This window comes from Acidimicrobiia bacterium (genome assembly GCA_041676705.1).
Taxonomy (GTDB): domain Bacteria; phylum Actinomycetota; class Acidimicrobiia; order Acidimicrobiales; family SKKL01; genus Actinomarinicola.
Map to the genome: position 1 here is coordinate 340308 of JBAYRL010000002.1, position 18002 is coordinate 358309.

Annotated in this window: 20 protein-coding genes and 1 tRNA gene; 8 read left to right on the plus strand and 13 right to left on the minus strand. The window is 55.9% G+C overall.

What is annotated here, in order from left to right; all coding sequences use genetic code 11:
- Positions 1-4 precede the first annotated feature (4 nt).
- The 3 genes from WC184_05075 to WC184_05085 form a co-directional block, all read right to left on the minus strand.
- Positions 5-265 carry a WhiB family transcriptional regulator gene (locus WC184_05075; protein ID MFA7477251.1) on the minus strand — a complete coding sequence of 87 codons (261 nt, stop codon included), beginning with the start codon at positions 263-265 and terminating at the stop codon, positions 5-7.
- 142 nt (positions 266-407) lie between these two features.
- Positions 408-1658 carry an NfeD family protein gene (locus tag WC184_05080; protein MFA7477252.1) on the minus strand — a complete coding sequence of 417 codons (1251 nt, stop codon included), beginning with the start codon at positions 1656-1658 and terminating at the stop codon, positions 408-410.
- Between the two features lie 59 nt (positions 1659-1717).
- Positions 1718-2071, minus strand: coding sequence for an STAS domain-containing protein (locus WC184_05085; protein MFA7477253.1), 354 nt, complete (start codon positions 2069-2071; stop codon positions 1718-1720).
- Between the two features lie 220 nt (positions 2072-2291).
- Here WC184_05085 and WC184_05090 point away from each other — a divergent pair, with 220 nt between their 5' ends.
- The 3 genes from WC184_05090 to WC184_05100 all read left to right on the plus strand — a co-directional run bounded on the left by WC184_05090 (position 2292) and on the right by WC184_05100 (position 3136).
- Positions 2292-2693, plus strand: a complete 402-nt coding sequence (locus WC184_05090) for a response regulator (GenBank protein ID MFA7477254.1) — start codon at positions 2292-2294, stop codon at positions 2691-2693.
- Positions 2694-2789: 96 nt separating this feature from the next.
- Positions 2790-2863 (plus strand) — tRNA-Pro (locus WC184_05095).
- A 21-nt stretch (positions 2864-2884) separates the two neighbouring features.
- Positions 2885-3136: a MazG nucleotide pyrophosphohydrolase domain-containing protein gene (locus WC184_05100; GenBank protein ID MFA7477255.1), complete on the plus strand. Its 252-nt coding sequence runs from the start codon at positions 2885-2887 to the stop codon at positions 3134-3136.
- 13 nt (positions 3137-3149) lie between these two features.
- Here WC184_05100 and WC184_05105 read toward each other — a convergent pair whose 3' ends face one another.
- Both WC184_05105 and WC184_05110 read right to left on the minus strand, forming a co-directional pair.
- Positions 3150-4169 (minus strand): aspartate-semialdehyde dehydrogenase, encoded by a 1020-nt coding sequence (locus WC184_05105; GenBank protein ID MFA7477256.1) that lies wholly within the window; start codon positions 4167-4169, stop codon positions 3150-3152.
- A gap of 35 nt (positions 4170-4204) precedes the next feature.
- Positions 4205-5422: an aspartate kinase gene (locus WC184_05110; GenBank protein MFA7477257.1), complete on the minus strand. Its 1218-nt coding sequence runs from the start codon at positions 5420-5422 to the stop codon at positions 4205-4207.
- Positions 5423-5594: 172 nt separating this feature from the next.
- On the opposite strand from WC184_05110, the gene WC184_05115 reads away from it, so the two are divergent.
- Positions 5595-6419 carry a peptidylprolyl isomerase gene (locus tag WC184_05115; GenBank protein ID MFA7477258.1) on the plus strand — a complete coding sequence of 275 codons (825 nt, stop codon included), beginning with the start codon at positions 5595-5597 and terminating at the stop codon, positions 6417-6419.
- A gap of 105 nt (positions 6420-6524) precedes the next feature.
- On the opposite strand, the gene WC184_05120 is transcribed toward WC184_05115, so the two are convergent.
- Both WC184_05120 and WC184_05125 read right to left on the minus strand, forming a co-directional pair.
- A complete protein-coding gene (locus WC184_05120) occupies positions 6525-7211 on the minus strand; it encodes a hypothetical protein (GenBank protein MFA7477259.1) in 687 nt (228 codons plus the stop codon).
- A gap of 11 nt (positions 7212-7222) precedes the next feature.
- The gene (locus tag WC184_05125; GenBank protein MFA7477260.1) at positions 7223-7855 is read right to left on the minus strand and encodes a hypothetical protein; all 633 of its coding nucleotides are present in this window, start codon (positions 7853-7855) and stop codon (positions 7223-7225) included.
- A 77-nt stretch (positions 7856-7932) separates the two neighbouring features.
- Here WC184_05125 and WC184_05130 point away from each other — a divergent pair, with 77 nt between their 5' ends.
- From WC184_05130 to WC184_05140, 3 genes are all read left to right on the plus strand, one after another.
- The gene (locus tag WC184_05130) at positions 7933-8787 is read left to right on the plus strand and encodes a 3-hydroxybutyryl-CoA dehydrogenase (protein MFA7477261.1); all 855 of its coding nucleotides are present in this window, start codon (positions 7933-7935) and stop codon (positions 8785-8787) included.
- A 205-nt stretch (positions 8788-8992) separates the two neighbouring features.
- On the plus strand, positions 8993-10969 hold the full coding sequence (locus WC184_05135) for a protein meaA (protein ID MFA7477262.1): 1977 nt from the start codon (positions 8993-8995) through the stop codon (positions 10967-10969).
- Between the two features lie 44 nt (positions 10970-11013).
- A complete protein-coding gene (locus WC184_05140; GenBank protein MFA7477263.1) occupies positions 11014-11712 on the plus strand; it encodes a diguanylate cyclase in 699 nt (232 codons plus the stop codon).
- Between the two features lie 56 nt (positions 11713-11768).
- Here the strand turns inward: WC184_05140 and WC184_05145 are convergent, their stop codons facing one another.
- The 5 genes from WC184_05145 to WC184_05165 are packed head-to-tail and all read right to left on the minus strand — an operon-like array spanning position 11769 to position 16456.
- Entirely contained in the window at positions 11769-12938 is a 1170-nt protein-coding gene (locus WC184_05145; protein ID MFA7477264.1) for a CoA transferase, read from the minus strand.
- Positions 12935-13972, minus strand: coding sequence for a metallophosphoesterase (locus tag WC184_05150; protein ID MFA7477265.1), 1038 nt, complete (start codon positions 13970-13972; stop codon positions 12935-12937). Before WC184_05150 ends, WC184_05145 begins: the two co-directional genes overlap by 4 nt.
- Complete coding sequence (locus WC184_05155) at positions 13950-14150, minus strand: hypothetical protein (protein ID MFA7477266.1); 201 nt, start codon at positions 14148-14150, stop codon at positions 13950-13952. Before WC184_05155 ends, WC184_05150 begins: the two co-directional genes overlap by 23 nt.
- Positions 14147-15703: an acyl-CoA carboxylase subunit beta gene (locus WC184_05160; protein ID MFA7477267.1), complete on the minus strand. Its 1557-nt coding sequence runs from the start codon at positions 15701-15703 to the stop codon at positions 14147-14149. The genes WC184_05155 and WC184_05160 overlap by 4 nt, the downstream gene beginning before the upstream one ends.
- 42 nt (positions 15704-15745) lie before the next feature.
- Positions 15746-16456: a dienelactone hydrolase family protein gene (locus tag WC184_05165; GenBank protein MFA7477268.1), complete on the minus strand. Its 711-nt coding sequence runs from the start codon at positions 16454-16456 to the stop codon at positions 15746-15748.
- A 34-nt stretch (positions 16457-16490) separates the two neighbouring features.
- Between WC184_05165 and WC184_05170 the strand changes: the two genes are divergently transcribed.
- Entirely contained in the window at positions 16491-17129 is a 639-nt protein-coding gene (locus WC184_05170; GenBank protein MFA7477269.1) for a lysoplasmalogenase, read from the plus strand.
- On the opposite strand, the gene WC184_05175 is transcribed toward WC184_05170, so the two are convergent.
- Positions 17103-17984, minus strand: coding sequence for a 5'-3' exonuclease H3TH domain-containing protein (locus WC184_05175; protein MFA7477270.1), 882 nt, complete (start codon positions 17982-17984; stop codon positions 17103-17105). The two genes, WC184_05170 and WC184_05175, sit on opposite strands and share 27 nt — an antisense overlap.
- Between the last annotated feature and the right edge of the window lie 18 nt (positions 17985-18002).

Here is an 18002-nt window from a genome sequence, read left to right on the forward strand (position 1 = left end):
CTATCTAGCTGGCCTGGGAATACAGCAGTTGCCGTTCATTCTCACTAAGACCACCCCAAATGCCATGCGGATCGCGTATGGCCAGTGCATAGTCGAGACAGGCTTGGCGTACCGAACACTCGGAACAGATTTTTTTGGCTCTTCGTTCCCGCTCTAACTTGTCACGTTTTCGCTCAAATTGTGACGGTGGGTAGAACACCACCTTTTGTGGCCCCCTACAAGCCGCACGAACCTGCCAAAGATTTTCGCTTGCCTGCACACTCACATCAAACCCTCCTTGCCATAGACCCTAGAGGCAAGATTGACGTGGGACAAGGGTCACATTTACAAAACCATAAGATTTCTTCTAGTGGCGTAAGTTCACATATATTTACTTATAAAAAGGGCTGCTACGGCCGATAAATTCGCTATCGACGCGCCGGTTCGACCTCAAGCCAGGTGCCATCAATCGCCACTACAACCACCAAATCGCCATCGGACAACGCCCCACTTCGACTGCGCGCACGCCACTGCGCACCCCTCACGATGACGAGACCGGTGGGGTCGAGTTGGCCGCTAGCAATCGCTGCTTCTCCTACTAGCCAGCCGCGGTCAATGCTCGGCGTTGAGAAACGAGTGCGAACCATGGTTGGCATTCCGAAGAAGAACAGCAGCGCCACTGAGACAATGGCACCACCAAGGGTGATCCACGACACTGAAACCCCGTCGTAGAACCACACCGTGCCAATCCCGAATAGCACCAAGCCAGCCCCAGTAGCACCCCGGGGTACCCCTATTTGCACGTCGGACGATAAGACGACAAAGGCCAGCAAAATGGCGGCGACGGCCCACCAACGCACCGGCAAAACCCACAGTCCGTACGAGGCCAAGAGCACTGAAGCCGCCCCAACCATGCCCGCGATACCAATGGCTGCGGTGAAGAATTCAAACACAATTAGCGCCAAACCAATGCCCAAAAGCAAGTAGGTAACTGGGGGGCTGGCCACCGTGTGTAACAACTGGTCAATTAGTTGAAGTTCACTGAACCTGACTGCGGTGCGTGGTTCCAAGACCGTGCGACCGTCTTGTTCAATTTCTTGAGTTTCGAAACCCGGTAAAGTGACCGCAAAGTCACCCAAGGTCGGCGCTTCAGCTGCGGCAATACCGTATTCAAGGACCCGCTCAGAACCAATCATCGAAGATTCCAAGGTGGCGGCGTGTTCTCCAAAAAGAACACCAAATTCATCTTCCGGTAAAACCTGTGGGCCCGTTTCACCAATCCGAGAGCCGATAGGAACTCCAACCGAGTCGACGACCCCCAGCAACTGAGCGCTCAAACCTTTGGCTTCCGAACCAGAGGGCCCAACCCAAATACCTACCGGCACTGTTGAGGTTTGAATTCTCCGAGCCAAAGCCACGAATTCACTGTTTGAGATCACCGAGCCCGACGAGTTCAAGTTGATCACCAAGTAGCGCGCCGAGGAAGCTTCAGAATCAGCGATCGAAGTCTCAATAAAATTCGCCAATATCGGGTCTAAGAGACCCGAAACCTCGATTATGTTGATGAACCCAGGGCCCTCAGATTCATCGGGGGTATTAGTTTGCGCGGCGGCCGGTCCCGCAAACAACGCCAACAAAACGACCCCAATAAGGGCTAAACCGCTGGTTATTCTGGCCAACAAACACTCCCTAACGCGAGGCTGAACCCCCAATTTTGCCCAAATAAGGCACCTAGGGGTTAATCGGCGGCGTTGGCGTCGCCACTCAGAGCAGTAAGCGCTTCGTCAACCGTTTCGGTAACAGGCACTATCCGATCGAAACCAGTGGTATGCAACAAACGGGTGAGCGTGGGTCGATTACAGGCCACCGCCACCTCGCCACCGGCTTCGCGGGTACGGCGAATGCCGCCAATCAAGGCACCTAGACCAGCGGAATCCATAAAGGGAACTTCCGACAAATCAATAAGCAACCGGCTGGCATCAACCACCGACACCAGTGCTTCACGAAAAGTTTCAACCGTGTAGGCGTCTAGCTCGCCTCGGGGCCTGCAAACAATATGGCTAGCTGCGTCTTCGATTTGGATATCGAACACTCGATGTTCTCCCTCGTCGCCGAGCTAGGAAGCTCGTCGGTATTTACGACTGGCTAAATGCTACCAGCCCGCCAAAGTTATTTCGTAGCTACCAACACCTTGCCAACCTAGCCTCAACCGGTTCCAAGACCTACCGCCACTAGGCCACTTCGGTGGCGGCACAAGGCTTTATCAGTGGGCAAAGGTGGAGTTTAGGAACCCGCTTTACTAGCCTAATTGTGTGCCTAAAGTCCTTCTTGCAACCGACGCCGACTGGATCCACCACGATATTGATTCAGCCTTGGCGGGTGGCGACACTACGGTCATGCGTGTGCGCCGTGGTGCCGATGTCGTCGAAGCAGTCAATCAGGTAAAGCCCGACGTGGTTCTGCTTGACATGCAAATTGGCAACATGGGAGGCGTTGCCACCTGTTACACCCTGCGCAATGAGGCTGGCGCAGGTCGAATCGATGACGTGAAGGTCATCATCTTGGCCGACCGTCCCGACGACCGGTGGCTCATTCAAGGCAGCGGAGCCGACGGCTGGTTGATAAAGCCGATCAACCGCCTTCGTCTGCGCAAAGCCATCCAAACCGTTCTCTCAGGTGCCATCTTCGACGAAGAGGTTCACCCGGTTAGCTAGTGCCACAAAGGCTGCGCTGGCCTGGTGTCCGCAGCCTCCTTGGCGAAGCGAAGCCTTCGTCGGGTAACGTAGTCAGTCCACCGATTTATCGGTTTTCGGGTAGTGGCGCAGCTTGGTAGCGCGCCTCGTTCGGGACGAGGAGGTCGTGGGTTCAAATCCCGCCTACCCGACTTTTTTCTTCAACAAACAGTATGGAAATCAACGAATTCCAAAACTTGATGGAAGAACTTTATGGCGAGGCTGACCGCGCTCGAGGTCTGCCTTCCACGGTTGCTTGGCTAGCTGAAGAAGTAGGCGAATTAGCTCAAGCCGCCCGCAAAGGCACCCCCGAAGAGCAACTGCACGAGCTTGGCGACGTGTTGGCTTGGCTGGCCTCTTTAGCAAACCAACTTGGCTTGTCGTTGGAAGAGGCCGCCGAGCGCTATCGAATTAACCCGCCATAGATAAGTTTTCGGTCTAGCCAGCGGCCAGCAATTCAAGAATTTGAACCGCGTTTAAGGCCGCACCTTTGCGAAGGTTGTCGCTCGAAACGAACAGCGCCAAACCATTCTCGAACACTTCATCGCTGCGAATACGACCCACCAAGCTGACATCGTCGCCAGTGGCGGCCAGAGGCGTCGGCACATCAACCAAACGCACTCCCGGGGCTTGTCCAAGAATTTCCTTAGCTTGCTCAGGAGTTATGGGGCGTTCAAAATCGGCGCTAACGGCCAGTGAATGGCCGGTGTAGACCGGGACTCGAACGCAGGTTCCAGTAACCCGAAGACCCGGAATATCGAGAATTTTACGGCTTTCGTTCCGCAGCTTTTGCTCTTCGTCAGTTTCACCAAGCCCATCGTCAACAAACGAGCCGGCCTGGGGCAACACGTTAAATGCGATGGGACCAGGGAACACATTAAACTGGGGATAGTGCAAGGCCTCACCGTTGAAGGCCAACTGGGCTGAATCGCCGGCTAACTTTTGCACCTGCTCGGCTAATTCACTCACTCCAGAAAGACCAGCCCCTGAAACCGCTTGATAGGTGCTAACCACCATGGCCCGTAAACCGGCCTCTCGATGCAGGGCCTTCATGGCGGGCATAGCCGCCATAGTGGTGCAGTTAGGGTTAGCAATAATGCCTTTTGGCCGATTGGTAATCGCCTCGGGGTTTACCTCCGAGACCACCAGCGGCACTTCGGGGTCCATCCGAAAAGCTGAAGAGTTGTCGATTACCACCACTCCTTGACCCGCTACTTTTTCAGCAATGGCGCGTGAGGTTGTGGCTCCGGCCGAGAACATTGCGGCGTCAAGACCAGTGAAATCGGCGGTGGTGGCGTTTTCGACGGTGACCTCTTGTCCGTCGAACTTTATGGTTTGCCCGGCTGAGCGCTCGGAAGCAAAGAAACGAATTTCTTCGTAAGGAAATTCTCTTTCAACAAGAAGTTTACGCATGACGCTACCGACTTGGCCGGTAGCTCCGACAAGGCCAATTTTCATAGTTTCAAGGCTATAGGCCTACGGCGGGGGAAGCACTAGCCGCCGAGCTCAAAAGCTTCGTGCAAAACACTGACTGCGTCTTCCAGCCGGTCTTGACGCACGACGCAGCTGATTCTGATGGCCGAGGTAGAAATCATTTCAATGTTGATGTTGTTGGCGGCCAACGTTTCAAAGACCTTGGCGGCCACACCTGGATTCGACTTCATTCCAGCGCCTATTACGCTGACCCGACCCACATTGTCATCCACGATGATCTCGTGCTTGCCGCCGAATTCGCCGAGCAGCGGCTCGAGAACTTCTAACGATCGGGACACATCATCAAAAGGTTGGGTGAAGGAAATGTCAGTGACCCCATCCGCGCTCACGTTCTGCACGATCACGTCAACGTTCACGTCAATTTCTGCCAAGGCTCTGAAAAGTCGGGCCGCGATCCCCGGTTCGTCGGGTACCCCAGTGACCGTTATTTTGGCTTCTGATGCGTCGTGAGTTACCGCAGAAATAATGGCGTCTTCCATTTGGGGGTCCTCCTCAACGACCCAAGTACCCGGTTCCCAGGTGAATGCAGAACGAACGTGGAGTTTGACCCCGTGATTTCGCGCGTACTCAACGGAACGCATCGCAGGTTTAGGACAGCCTGAAGCCGTCATTTCAAGCAGTTCGTCGAATGAAACCTTGTCCATTCGTTTGGCCGATGGCACCACTCGCGGATCAGCGTTAAATACTCCCGAAACGTCGGTATAAAGTTCGCACGAATCGGCACCTAGGGCGGCCGCTAAAGCAACGGCTGTGGTGTCAGAGCCACCACGACCCAAGAACGTCACGTCTCGATCCGTTGAAACACCTTGCGAACCACCCACCACTGGCACCGCGCCACCATCGAGCGAGGCGCGAATACGATCCGGTCGCAGTTCTAAAATCTTGGCGTTGCTATGGGTGGTATCGGTGATAAAGCCAGCTTGGCTACCGGTGAACGATTCGGCCTTAACACCCATGTCGGCTAGCGCCATGCAAACCAAAGCGGTGGCCTTTCGCTCACCACTAGTAATCAGCATGTCCATCTCACGGCCAGGACGAGTCTTTGAAACATCGGCCGCAAGGCGTAACAATTCGTCGGTTTCTTTGCCCATAGCACTTACCACCAGCACCACCTGATCACCGTGTCGCAAGGTGCGGGCCACATGGTCAGCAACCTCACGAATACGCTCAGGGTCGGCCACCGAAGTGCCACCAAATTTCTGAACTACGAGAGCCACGCAGTTGACGCTAGCAACCCGACCACCATTTCCTCACTTCCGCTGACCGAAGGAAGCCGAACTTACCCGCCAATCGCCATCAAGTTTCGATGCGACCAACATGACCCAAGAATTGCTGGGAAGACGACCGGTATTTCCACACCTCCTCTAAGCGTTGCTAGCGTTTCGGGCTATGTCTCCTAGCCCTAAACGTCAACGTCAACGAGAACGCCAACAACAAGCCCGTGCCCAAGCTGCGGTAGAAGAAAAGAAACAGCAGCAAAAGCGTACCTGGCTGGGCATCGGCGGCATTGTGGCCTTAGTAGTGGTTCTTGCTCTGGCCTTCTCGATTTTTGGTGGAGGAAACGACTCCAAGAGTGACGACGAGGGTGCCGCCACTAGCACCACCACTGCTGGCACCGATAATGACACTGACGACGTAGAGTGCCCACCCGAAGATGGTGCCTCTGAACCCCGATTGAACTTTCCATCCTCACCTCCGAATTGTTTAGAAGACGGGGCCAACTACGAAGCCGTCTTCGACACGACCGCTGGGGAAATTCGCGTTGCACTAAATAGCGACGACACCCCAGGGACAGTGAACAACTTCGTGTTCTTGGCGCGTTACGGCTACTACGACGGTACCGAGATCTTCCGTTCCGATCCTTCCATCGATATTTTGCAGGGCGGTGCTCCTCACACCAACTCAGCCTCTGACCCTGGACCTGGCTACACGATTGCCGATGAAGGCAGTGACTGGACCTATGAACCTGGTGATCTGGTGATGGCCCGCACCGCTGCCCCCGACTCGGCAGGTGCCCAGTTCTTCTTCTCGACCGGCGACAACACCGCCAACTTGAATAGCCAAGGTACCTACGTGGTCTTTGGCAAAACCACGGCGGGTCTCGACGTGTTGGAGGCCATTATGGACACTCACGAAGATGACCCCTCAAGCGGCCTTGGTGGTCACCCCAATCCCGTTCCGGTGATCAACAAGGTGACCATCGTCCAAAACTAAAAAGCTAGCTAGCTTTCTACCTAGTGCTGGTCGGCTCTTTCGCCAATTGCTCTTTCGGGTGCTCTTTCGGGTGCTCTGTCGAGGAACCGCTAAGCGGAGATTGTTTTAAGTCAAGGGCGGCAACGCGTTGAGATCGGCCGTGTGGCCGCCCACGTAAACATGCACGGCACCAGCACCTTCGCTAGACCAGCCAGCATCACTTCGGTGGATAAGAGCGCTACGGCGTTCCACCCCAACCACTGGCATGCCTGGGGGTGCCAAATCGATGGTCCGATGGACCTTGTCGCTTGACCATTCATCAAAGCCGGGAATCATGGTAAAGCCGTCGAGCAAGGCCAAACCTTGGGTGAAAGCACCACCACGAGTATCAACCATGTGCCGGAAGAGAACACTGCCACTCGCCGCGGAGGCCGCCAACACATTCCCGGCATGCCACGTAGCGATTATGGCTTCTAGAGCCAACGAATCGCTTAGGACCGAGCGAACATGCATGGGGGAACCACCGCTTGACCCGCCGCCCAGATAAACGAATCGGGCTTCAGCGATGACTTCGGCTGTACTGGGGTTCATGGCGTCGCGTCGGCTGTAAAGCTCGGGTGCCACCACCTTGGCGCCAAGCCCCGAAAAATAAGCTTCAGCACGCTCCACCAAGGCTTTCGGATTCTCGTAGGCAGCCGCCGTAGTTAGCACTACCACGGTGTCGGTGTTGGCATCTTCAAGCAGAGCAGCATCAAAATCACAGCCGTCGCTCCACTCGTCTCCGCCCACCAGGCATAACGGCCCTTTGCTCATTTTCAATAACCTCAACCTTCGCTTGTCTTAGATCCCGTTACTGCTGTCTTGACTGCGTGTTCGGGCACTAGCTGCTCGTCAGTATTCGCCTTAGTGGCACGGCCTTGCACCCAAGAAGAACTCGCCAAGCCCACGTTGGGAATAAAGAACCGCTCAAGGTCGGTCACCACCAACCCAGCTTGGCGCATAAGCGCGGGCATGTCGTGATTCGGCCACCAACCGCTGCGTCTATACGCCCAACGCGCCAGCCGCATTGCTAGGTGGCGGCGAATTCCCGAGCTAAGGCTAGGTTCCACGAAGTAGACGGCTCCGGTGTCACCCAATAGCGGCATCAGCGAAGCCAAAGCCGCGGCAACATCGGATTGGCTACCCAGCCAACCAATTGACACCACGTTTGTACCGGTGGTTGCCTCGGTCGTCACTTGGCTAATCGGCCCGGTGCTCATCGGCCGCATTCCCAAAGCTGGAAGAGTGTCGTGTGGAACCAGCAGCTCGGTGGTGTAATTTCGCGCCGGACCTATGAGCTCTAGTACTGACGAATCGGATTCAATCGTTATCGCGCTTCGGCGACGCGCCAATTCGTTGGTGATATGTCGCAGCGGGAACGGTTTGGCCACGCCGCTAGAAAGAGCGAGTAGGTCCACAACTACACGCTAGCTTGTGAATGTAATTGGTGGTCGATTAGGCATCCACAACGGTTCCATAACTAGCCTTCGTAGCCATGGGGAACCTAACTGTTGGTATTGTTGGATCAGGCATCATGGGCTCGGGTATCGCGGAGGTTGCCGCCAAGGCTGGCCATACCGTTATCCTGCGCAGCCGCAAGCAAGAATCGGCTGATGCGATGATCGCTGGACTAGAAAAATCTTTGGCTCGGCAGGTGGAGCGTGGCCGTCTTGAAGGCGATGCCCGCGACGAAATTGTTAGCCGCGTTAGCGCCACCGCGAATCTGGCCGATTTGGCTGATTGCGATTTGGTAATCGAGTCAATCGTTGAAGATCTTGACACTAAGCTGGGCCTGTTTCGCGAGCTCGATGAAATTGTAAAAGCCGATGCAATTTTGGCCACCAACACCTCTACCTTGCCGGTAGTGGAAATGGCTGTGGCCACCAATCGGCCCGACAAAGTTGTCGGTGTGCACTTCTTTAACCCGGCACCAGCCATGAAGTTGGTGGAGATCATTGCGCCACTAACGGCTTCGGAAGAAACGGTGAAGTCGGTTACCGAATTTGCCGCTGGTTGTGGCAAAGACCCGGTACAAGTTAAAGACCGTGCCGGTTTTATTGTTAACGCCCTGTTGTTCCCCTATCTGAACAACGCGGTGGCCATGTTGGAAGCTGGCACCGCTAATCGGGAAGATATCGACACCGCCATGAAGGGTGGCTGCAACTTCCCCATGGGTCCACTTGAGCTGTTGGACCTGGTTGGCCTCGACACGTCACTTTCTATCTTGGAAGCACTTTACGCTGAGTTTGGCGACCCGAACTTCGCACCACATCCTCGCTTACGTCGCATGGTTTCCGCCGGAGTTCTGGGCCGTAAGAGCGGCTCAGGCTTCTACGACTACAAGAGATAACAAAGGCCCTAGCTGGGGCCGCAAAGGCCCAGGCAGCAGGCACCAAATAGGTTGTTGACTATCGTTAAAGACTATTGATGGGGGTAGCACCGGTTTCGGTCTACCCCCGCTTTGTTTAGCTCGCTGCGACTTTAAATGAGCCAGCAGCCACACTTTGGTGGCTCGCGAGGTGACAGAGCAGGCAATTAGGGCAGACAATAGAAGCATGAGCCACCAGCGCCATGAGCTAAGCCACCGTGAACCCGACCGTCCGTGGATGATGCGGACCTATTCGGGGCACTCCACCGCCAAAGCCTCGAACGAGCTTTACCGCACCAACCTAGCCAAGGGTCAAACCGGCCTATCAATCGCCTTCGACCTTCCCACGCAAACTGGTTACAACCCTGACGCCCACGAGTCGCTAGGCGAGGTGGGCAAGGTTGGTGTACCAGTGGTGCACCTTGGGCACATGCAGCAGCTTCTTGAGGGCATCCCTGTCGACCAGATGAACACCTCGATGACGATCAACGCCACCGCGGCTTGGTTGTTAGGGCTTTACGTAGCCAATGCTGAACGCCAGGGGGTGGCCTCAGAAGCGCTGCGCGGCACCACCCAGAATGACATCGTGAAGGAATACCTGAGCCGGGGCACCTACATCTTCCCACCCGAGCCTTCAAAGCGGCTGATTGTAGACATGGTGGCGTATTGTTCCGAGAACATTCCGCACTGGAACCCCATGAACGTCTGCAGCTACCACCTTCAAGAAGCTGGGGCGACGCCGGTCCAAGAAATTGCTTACGCCTTGGCCACTGCCATTGACGTGCTTGATGCAGTCCGCGAGTCGGGCCAAGTTCCACCAGAGCGTTTCTCGGCGGTGGTGGCTTCGATCTCGTTTTTCGTGAACGCTGGTATCCGTTTTGTGGAAGAAACCTGCAAAATGCGCGCCTTCACTCAAATGTGGGACCGCATCACGTTGGAACGTTATGGCGTAACCGACCCTAAGGCACGGCGTTTCCGTTATGGAGTTCAGGTGAACAGCCTCGGCCTAACCGAGGCGCAACCAGAAAACAATGTGCAGCGGATTGTGCTTGAAGCCTTGGGCGTGACGTTATCGAAAGATGCCCGTGCCCGTTCTTTGCAGCTACCGGCCTGGAACGAGGCTTTGGGGTTGCCGCGACCCTGGGACCAGCAATGGTCGTTACGTATTCAACAAGTACTGGCTTTCGAAACCGACTTGTTGGAGTACGACGACATTTTCGCTGGTTCCCACGTGATCGAAGCCAAGACCGCTGAGCTTATCGACGCTGCTCAAGCCGAGCTAGACGAGGTTCTAGCTTTGGGCGGTGCTTTCGCGGCCATTGAGGAATTGAAGGGCCGCCTTGTTTCATCGCACGCGGAACGCATGCGGCGCATTGAAAGTGGTGAGCTGCCGATTGTGGGAGTGAACCGATTTACCGAAACGGCACCGTCGCCCTTAGGCGGCGAAGAAAGCATCATGCGGGTTGATCCAGCCGTCGCCAACCAAATGGTTGCCGATTTAGAAGAGTGGCGCTCAACTCGTAACAACGAAGCCGTGGCCGACGCGCTGGCCGAGCTGAAGCGGGTGCTTGGCACCAATGAAAACGTTATGCCCGCCACCATTGCTTTCGCCCACGCTGGGGGCACAACCGGGGAATGGGCGAACGCGCTGCGAGAAGTGTTCGGAGAATATCGAGCACCAACTGGGGTGGCGGCGGCCACAGGGGTAGGCAAAATGGGCGAAACATTAGCGTCGGTTGCAGAACGGGTCCGTGCACTACCTGGTGGACCTCCGCGTTTCTTGGTGGCCAAGCCGGGCCTTGATGGTCATTCCAACGGAGCGGAACAAATCGCGGTGGCGGCCCGAGACGCTGGCATGGAAGTGATCTATCAAGGCATCCGGCTAACACCGGAACAAATTGTGGCCGTGGCTCGCGACGAAGACGTTGACGTAATTGGTCTGTCGATCCTCTCAGGAAGCCATATGGAGCTAATCCCAACCGTGGTGAAGCTGCTGGCTGAAGAGGGTGTCGAGGCACCGGTTGTTGTGGGCGGCATCATCCCCGAAGAAGACCGTCCGGTGTTGCTGCAAAACGGTGTGGCCGCGGTGTACACCCCGAAAGATTTCGAATTGGCTGCCATAATGGCTGATGTTTTAGAGCTGGCCCGTGCTCGTCGTGGCTGATTTTCCTCTGAGCGCAGCCCCTTTACCCTGTATACTGGCCAGCCATGGGTGAGAACCGGTCGACAATAGCTATTGCTGGTATGGCACTGGGCGTTACAGGCGGACTTGTGGCCTTAAAACGAGGCGCTATTGTGCCTGGGGCCTTAGCCATTGTTGGTGCTGCTTTGGCCGGCAAGGCAGCCTTAGATGCCATCGAAGATTCCGTAGAAACGGCCACTTCACCCGCCTACGATCTACCTAGCGACGCTCGGCTGTTGAACCTGCAATCTGGACTGTTCTCGGAAGATTATTTCTTAGCGACCTTAGATGCCAGGGTGTCAACCGCTCGGCGCCACCTACGGCCTCTAAGCATTGTGTTTATTGAGTTCAGCGCTGCTTCTAGAGGCAGCGACAGCGAAGACGCACCCAAAGTTCGGGTAACTCCAGGGCGTTCCATTGCTGGTGCCATTGTGGCTACGTTGCGTGAAGCCGACACCGCCTGTCATCTAGACAACGGCCAGGTGGCGCTGGTGCTCGAAGAAACTCCTGAAGATGGTGCTGTGTGGACCGTGGAGCGGATGCGGCGACAGTTGTCAGTTGATGACCCGACTATTACTGTGCACGCCGGTGTGGCTGCTTACCCAGCCCAGGCTCTCGATGCCGACACCTTGGTTTCAGCCGCTAGGGAAGCCTTGGACGAGGCCCTGACCTCGCCTGAAGGCCGAATTCAGCTGGCACCTAGTTTGGCAGCCGAAACGGCCTAGGTTCGCTCAAATAGTTCATGACCGCTACCAGGTTCAGCTGCATCAGATCTGGGGTGTTACGGATTAGTGCCGTAGGTTTTTGAATCTTTTAGTTCCGCCAAAATCTCTTCGGTGTGCTGGCCAAGGCTCGGAGCTGGCCTAGGGCTGACCCCTGGAGTCTTAGAAAGATGAGCGATTAATCCCTGGGTGGTCACGCCGTCAACGGTGACGAATGACTGACGTTCATTAAAATGCGGGTCAGCAGCAATATCTGCCACCGAGTAAACCGCCGCAGCCGCAGCTTCAGCCTGGCTAAAAGCTTCTAGCGCCTGATCTAAAGTGCGCTGAGCGACCCAATGGGCCACTAGCTCATTAAGTTCATCACGATGTTCAACCCGGCCACTAAAAGTAGCGAACCGTTCGTCATCGCCAGCCCCAATCAGTTTCATTACCCGCTGCGCCACCGACTCGGCGGAGGTGGAGATAGCAATCCAGCGACCATCAGCCGTTTGGAAAGTGCCGCGGGGCACCGTGTAAGGAATACCAGAACCTAGACGTTCGGGAATTTCACCGGTGGCCATATAGACCGAAAAGATCGGCCCCATCAGCTGGAACATGCTCTCAAGCAGGTTCACATCCACCACCTGGCCAACCCCAGAATGAACCGCCACCATCACCGCGAAAGCCCCAACAAGCGCCGTAACCTCGTCGGTCAGCGCAATCGGCGGTAACAGCGGACCGCCATCCACCTCACCGTTGATGGCGGCAAAACCCGACATTGCTTCGGCTAGCGTAGCGAACCCGGCACGGTTCGCGTAAGGGCCGCTTTGACCAAAGCCGCTTACCCGTAAAACCACCAGTTTCGGATTACGTGCAATTAGTTCGTCGGGGTCAAAGCCCAGTGCTTCGAGCTTCCCAGGGCGAAAGTTCTCGATCAAAACATCAGCGGAGTCGATTAGCTCATGCAGTGTTTGCTTCCCGGCCTCGGATTTGAGATCGAGAACGATCGAGCGTTTTCCTCGACCCATTAGTTTCCACCAATAAGTCACGTTGTCGGCCGCATGTCGCCAGCCAAGCGATCGGGTTGTGTCACCGTTGCCGGGGCGTTCGACTTTAATGACATCCGCCCCGAAATCAGCCAAGTATCGGGCGGTTCCAGGGCCCGCCACCACCGTGGCCAAATCGATCACCCGTAGGTCGCCAAGCGGCGGTGCGGGCTGATGGGGTCCACTAGGCCTAGGTGTCAACGTCGGCTCCAAATCGGGAAACAGCGGTCTGAGAGTTGGCCCAAAGCATATTCGGTGTAATCGATAATGCCCTGGTAGAGACCGCGACAGCGGTTCGACCAGGCGAGTGCTTCGGGCGCTCCGATGCGGCGATGAATCTGCAGAATGCCGCCTTCAAAAACCCTATATTCAGCCCAGGTGCCAGGAAAGTCTTTAACTGACGCCACTTCGGTCCAGGGGAAATCTCCGGTCAAGGGATGGTGTTGCAGGTGGTTGCGGTGGGTGTGACCACAAAAGTATCCGCTGATTTCGGGCCTTCGGGCCACTAGTTGTGCCAAGTGGGTTGACGAAACAGGGTCGATACCGAAAAAGTCACTCGGCTCTGCACCTTCTTGTCCGGGCAGACACACGTGATGGTGGCCAAAGAGTAGGACTGGGGTTTCACAATCTTTGGCGTTGTCGTCGATCCAGCCCAAGGTCTCATGGCTCACACTGCCACCAGCGCGGCCATAATCCGAGGTGTCGATTAGTAGAAGCCGAACGCCGGGCAAGTCGATCAGGGTGGGCTCAACCCCAAAGAACGGACCTTGAAAGTTATCGTGGTTGCCATTAGTCCACGCCAATTTATTGCCGAAGGTGCCAGCGTAGACCTCTAGACATCGGGCGTATTCCAGTGGCGAACCAGTCGAGGTTAGATCACCCTTGATCAGCACCGCAGCGGGGTCAATAGCCGCGATTTCTTCTACCGCATGGCGGTTCATCATCTCTGGGTACGGTTCTTCACCCGGCACCACACCAAAGGTGGGGCTATCGAGCCCGTCGATTCGCCCGGCTTCCACCTCCCCAAAATGAACGTCGTTCACGGTGGCGAAACGACAAAGCAACTCGCCCGGTGCGGGAAGGGTGGTGACCAGGTGGCCGTCTAGGTTGTAGGTGCGCTGGGGTTCGAGGTCATCAAATTGTCGAACTTGGTCACCGTGGTGGAAGGTCACCTCGTCGTTGGCAACGGTGGTGACCTCCAGACGCGGGGTTTCAGCGGGCTTGAGGACGCTCACGCCGCTTCGTGACGGGTTTGGCCCACCAACGGCCAGAGAATCGCCACCGAGACGGAACTTGGTTCGGAGGCTCGACTGGAGCGACCGCAGCAGTCAGAACCGTGGCTTGAATGGCAGCCACAATGGCCGCCACTTCTTCGTCAGTGGCTTCACCGTCAACTTCGGCGCGCAGGCTCATAGCGGCATGTTTCCGTGCTTGCGTTTGGGCAGTTCTTCCCGCTTGGAACGCAACATGTCGAGACCGGCGATCAGTTTGACCCTGGTTTCAGCCGGGTCGATCACGTCGTCGACGTAGCCTCGCTCTGCAGCCACATAAGGGTTGGCGTAGCGCTCCACGTATTCATTAACCAGCTCAGCCCGGCGAGATTCTGGGTCGGCGGCAGTTTGGAGTTCACGGCGATACACAATCTCAACCGCGCCTTGGGGACCCATGACAGCCAATTCGGCCGAAGGCCAGGCGAAAGCCAGGTCGGCACCGATTGATTTCGAGTTCATAACCACATAAGCGCCGCCGTATGCCTTGCGGGTAATCACTTGAATGCGTGGCACGGTGGCCTCGCAGAAGGCGTAAAGCAGCTTGGCACCGTGGCGAATAATGCCGTTGTATTCTTGGTCTACGCCAGGGAGGAAACCAGGGACGTCAACGAAGGTCACGAGCGGAATATTGAAAGCGTCGCAGGTACGTACAAAGCGGGCTGCTTTTTCGGAAGATTCGATGTCGAGCACACCGGCGAACATCATGGGCTGGTTTCCGACTATGCCAACTGATTTACCGTCGAGGCGAGCAAAACCGCAGACCATGCTCTGCGCCCAATGTGGGAAGTATTCAAAGAATTCGCCGTCGTCGACTACGGCCTCAATTACCTTCACCATGTTGTAAGGCACGTTGGGGCTGGCGGGCATCATTTCGGTGAGTTCTGGGCAAAGCCGTTCAGGGTCGTCACCCAGGTCGGTTTCTGGTGCTTCTTCCAGGTTGTTGGAGGGCAAAAATCCAAACAGGAAACGTACGTCGTCGAGACAGGACTTCTCGTCGTCGGATACGAAAGTGGCCACCCCCGACTTTGAAGCGTGGCTCTGGGCTCCGCCTAGCTCTTCGAGTGTGACCTCTTCACCGGTCACCGTTTTCACCACATCGGGGCCGGTGATGAACATGTGTGAGCTTTCGCGCACCATGAATATGAAGTCGGTCATCGCGGGGCTGTACACCGCGCCACCCGCACAAGGGCCGAGGATTACCGAGATTTGGGGGATAACGCCGGAGGCTTGAACGTTGCGATAAAAAATTCCACCGTAGCTATCGAGCGAAACTACGCCTTCTTGGATACGCGCCCCGGCTCCGTCGTTTAGGCCAATTACGGGTGCCCCGACCGAAAGCGCCAAGTCCATCATTTTGTGGATCTTCTCAGCAAAGACCTCGCCCAGTGCCCCGCCAAACACGGTGAAATCTTGGGAGAACACAAAAACTTTGCGGCCTTCGATGGTGCCCCAACCAGTGATCACGCCATCGGTGTAGGGTCGCTCTTCAATGCCACTGGTGTGGGCACGGTGGCGGGCCAACATGTCGAGCTCGTGGAACGATCCCGGATCGAGCAGATATTCAATTCGCTCCCGGGCCAGCATCTTACCTTTGGCTTTTTGACGCTCTACAGATCGCGGCGAACCTGCATTTAGCGCCTCTTCTTTGCGCTGTTTTAACTGTTCAACGCGCTCAGCGAGGGTGATCTCGGTCATGCGTCGAGACTACCGCGCGCCACCGCTTCGACCCAATAAGCGCTATTCAACAGACAGATTCTCACTTAGGAAGGCGGCCGTTATTTCCCAGGCGGCCTGCGCTGCGCCTTGATCGTAGTAAACCGGCGAGGCGTGGTTATCGAAAGCGTGACCGGCATTGGGTTGCACAACGATCTGTACGTTCTCCATTCCTGAAGTGCCTGATTCAATGGTTTCAATATCAGCCATCGGCAAGAACGGGTCTTTCCCGCCGAAGTGCATCAGCATGGGGCAGACAATATCGGCAGCGCGATCTATCGCTCCGGCCACACCCGAGCCGTAATACGACACCACAATGTCGGGTTCGTACTCGGCACCAACCAGATAGGCCATGGTTCCGCCAAAGCAGAAGCCCAAAACACCGACCCCACCGGTAGTTTCGGGGAGTTCTCGTAGGTGTTCGAGCGCCATTCCTAAGTCGGCCACGGCTAGAGCGGGGTCTACCTGGCTTGAAACTTCAATGGCTTTAGGGAAGGTTTCGTCGCTAAATTCCTGCACCACAAAACCAGGTTGGACCCGCCAGAACACGTCGGGGGCTAAAGCCACATAGCCCAAATTTGCTAGACGGCCGGCGACTTCTTCCATGTAGCCGTTAACTCCTCCAATTTCTTGGATGAGCAGCACACCGGGGCCAGTACCGCTGGTTGGAACCGCGAGGTGGGCTTTCATCTCGCCCCCCTCGACGATGATGGTTTCTTCGCGTGTCGTGGTCATAGACACCAAACTAGTTGGCCTGTTAGCGTGACGTATGGCGATTTGGGGGTGGATCTTCGCATTGGTCGCATTTGGCATGGCGCTTACCGACTGGTGGGCGGTTTTTGTCGACGAGAAGACCTGGCGTTTTGTGGCTAAACCGGGTGCACTGGCGGCTTTAACGTTATTGGCAATCACAGCTTCACCGGCTAATAACACTATTCGGGCATGGATGGTGTTAGGCCTGCTTTGTTCGTTGGCCGGTGATGTTTTTTTGCTGCTCCCCGCTCGCTGGTTTATTGCCGGGCTGGGTGCCTTTTTGTGTGGCCACATCTTTTATGTGAACGGGTTATTACTGGCTTGGGAATCGTGGCTGAGCGCTTTGGTTGGTCTTGCGCTGGTGGCTGTGGGAGGTGCCACGATCGGCCGGGTAATTGTCGGTGGCGTGTCGCTCTACCACAGTCGGTTAACGAAAGCCGTAATGGTGTATTTGCTGGTGATTTCAGCCATGGTGGTGGCCGCGTTTGGCACCGGTCGACCGACCGCAATTTTCGGTGCGCTGCTGTTTTACGCTTCCGACGCCATCTTGGCTTGGAATCGTTTTGTGAATCCTCTTAACAACGGCAATTTGGCGGTCATGGTGACCTACCATCTGGGCCAGGCGGGATTAGTTTGGTGGGCGATTGCTGGCTAGAGCCACCAGCCGTTCGTACAGTTTTGGGGCTCCCAAATAGTCCATCATGGTGGCGGTCGCTTCGGTTGGGGCTCGCCACGCCAACTCTTCTACCGGGAAGGGGTCGAGACAGTCGTCGACCAGGGTGGCTAGGTGCACGAACAACATGGCCTCGTCACGGGCTGCTTCTAGGTTGGATGACAGCTTGGAAGCGCCTCGAACCTTTATTTCCCATTCGGCGGGGTCGGTTGGGATATCAGCTACATGCTCATATCGGCTGAGCACGGTTGCGCTAGATTTGGCACCCCAGCCGCTGACCCCGGGGAACCCGTCGGCAGCATCGCCTACCAACGCCAACCAATCCGGAATCGATTTGGGGGTGACCCCATATTTTTCCAATATTTCCGGTACGCCTAGCCGTTCGTTCCGGCGACGATCAAGCTGGAAAACTTTGCCGCCCACCAGTTGGGCGAAGTCTTTGTCGGGGCTCGCTACCAGCACCTCGCTTACCCGTTCATCGGCGGCCGCGATTTTAGCAAGTGCCGCTAATGCATCGTCAGCTTCGTGCTCAACCATAGGGAAAACCGCAAAACCTGCTGTTTCGAGCGCTTTTTCTAGCAGTTGAAATTGGCTCAGAATTAAGGGGTCCACCCCGTCGGAACTTTTATAAGTAGGCCAAAGTTCGTTTCGGAACGATTCGATTACGGTGTCGGTTGCGATGCCGACATGGGTGGCACCTTCTTCCAAGAGAAGAATCATGGAAGTAACCACGCTACGCACGGCGGCGATTTCTTGACCGTCATCAGCTTGGCGTGACGGCACGGCAAAGAAGTGCCGAAAAAGTTCGTAGGTGCCATCAACAAGGTGAACTTGCATGCGATAAACCTTAAGGTC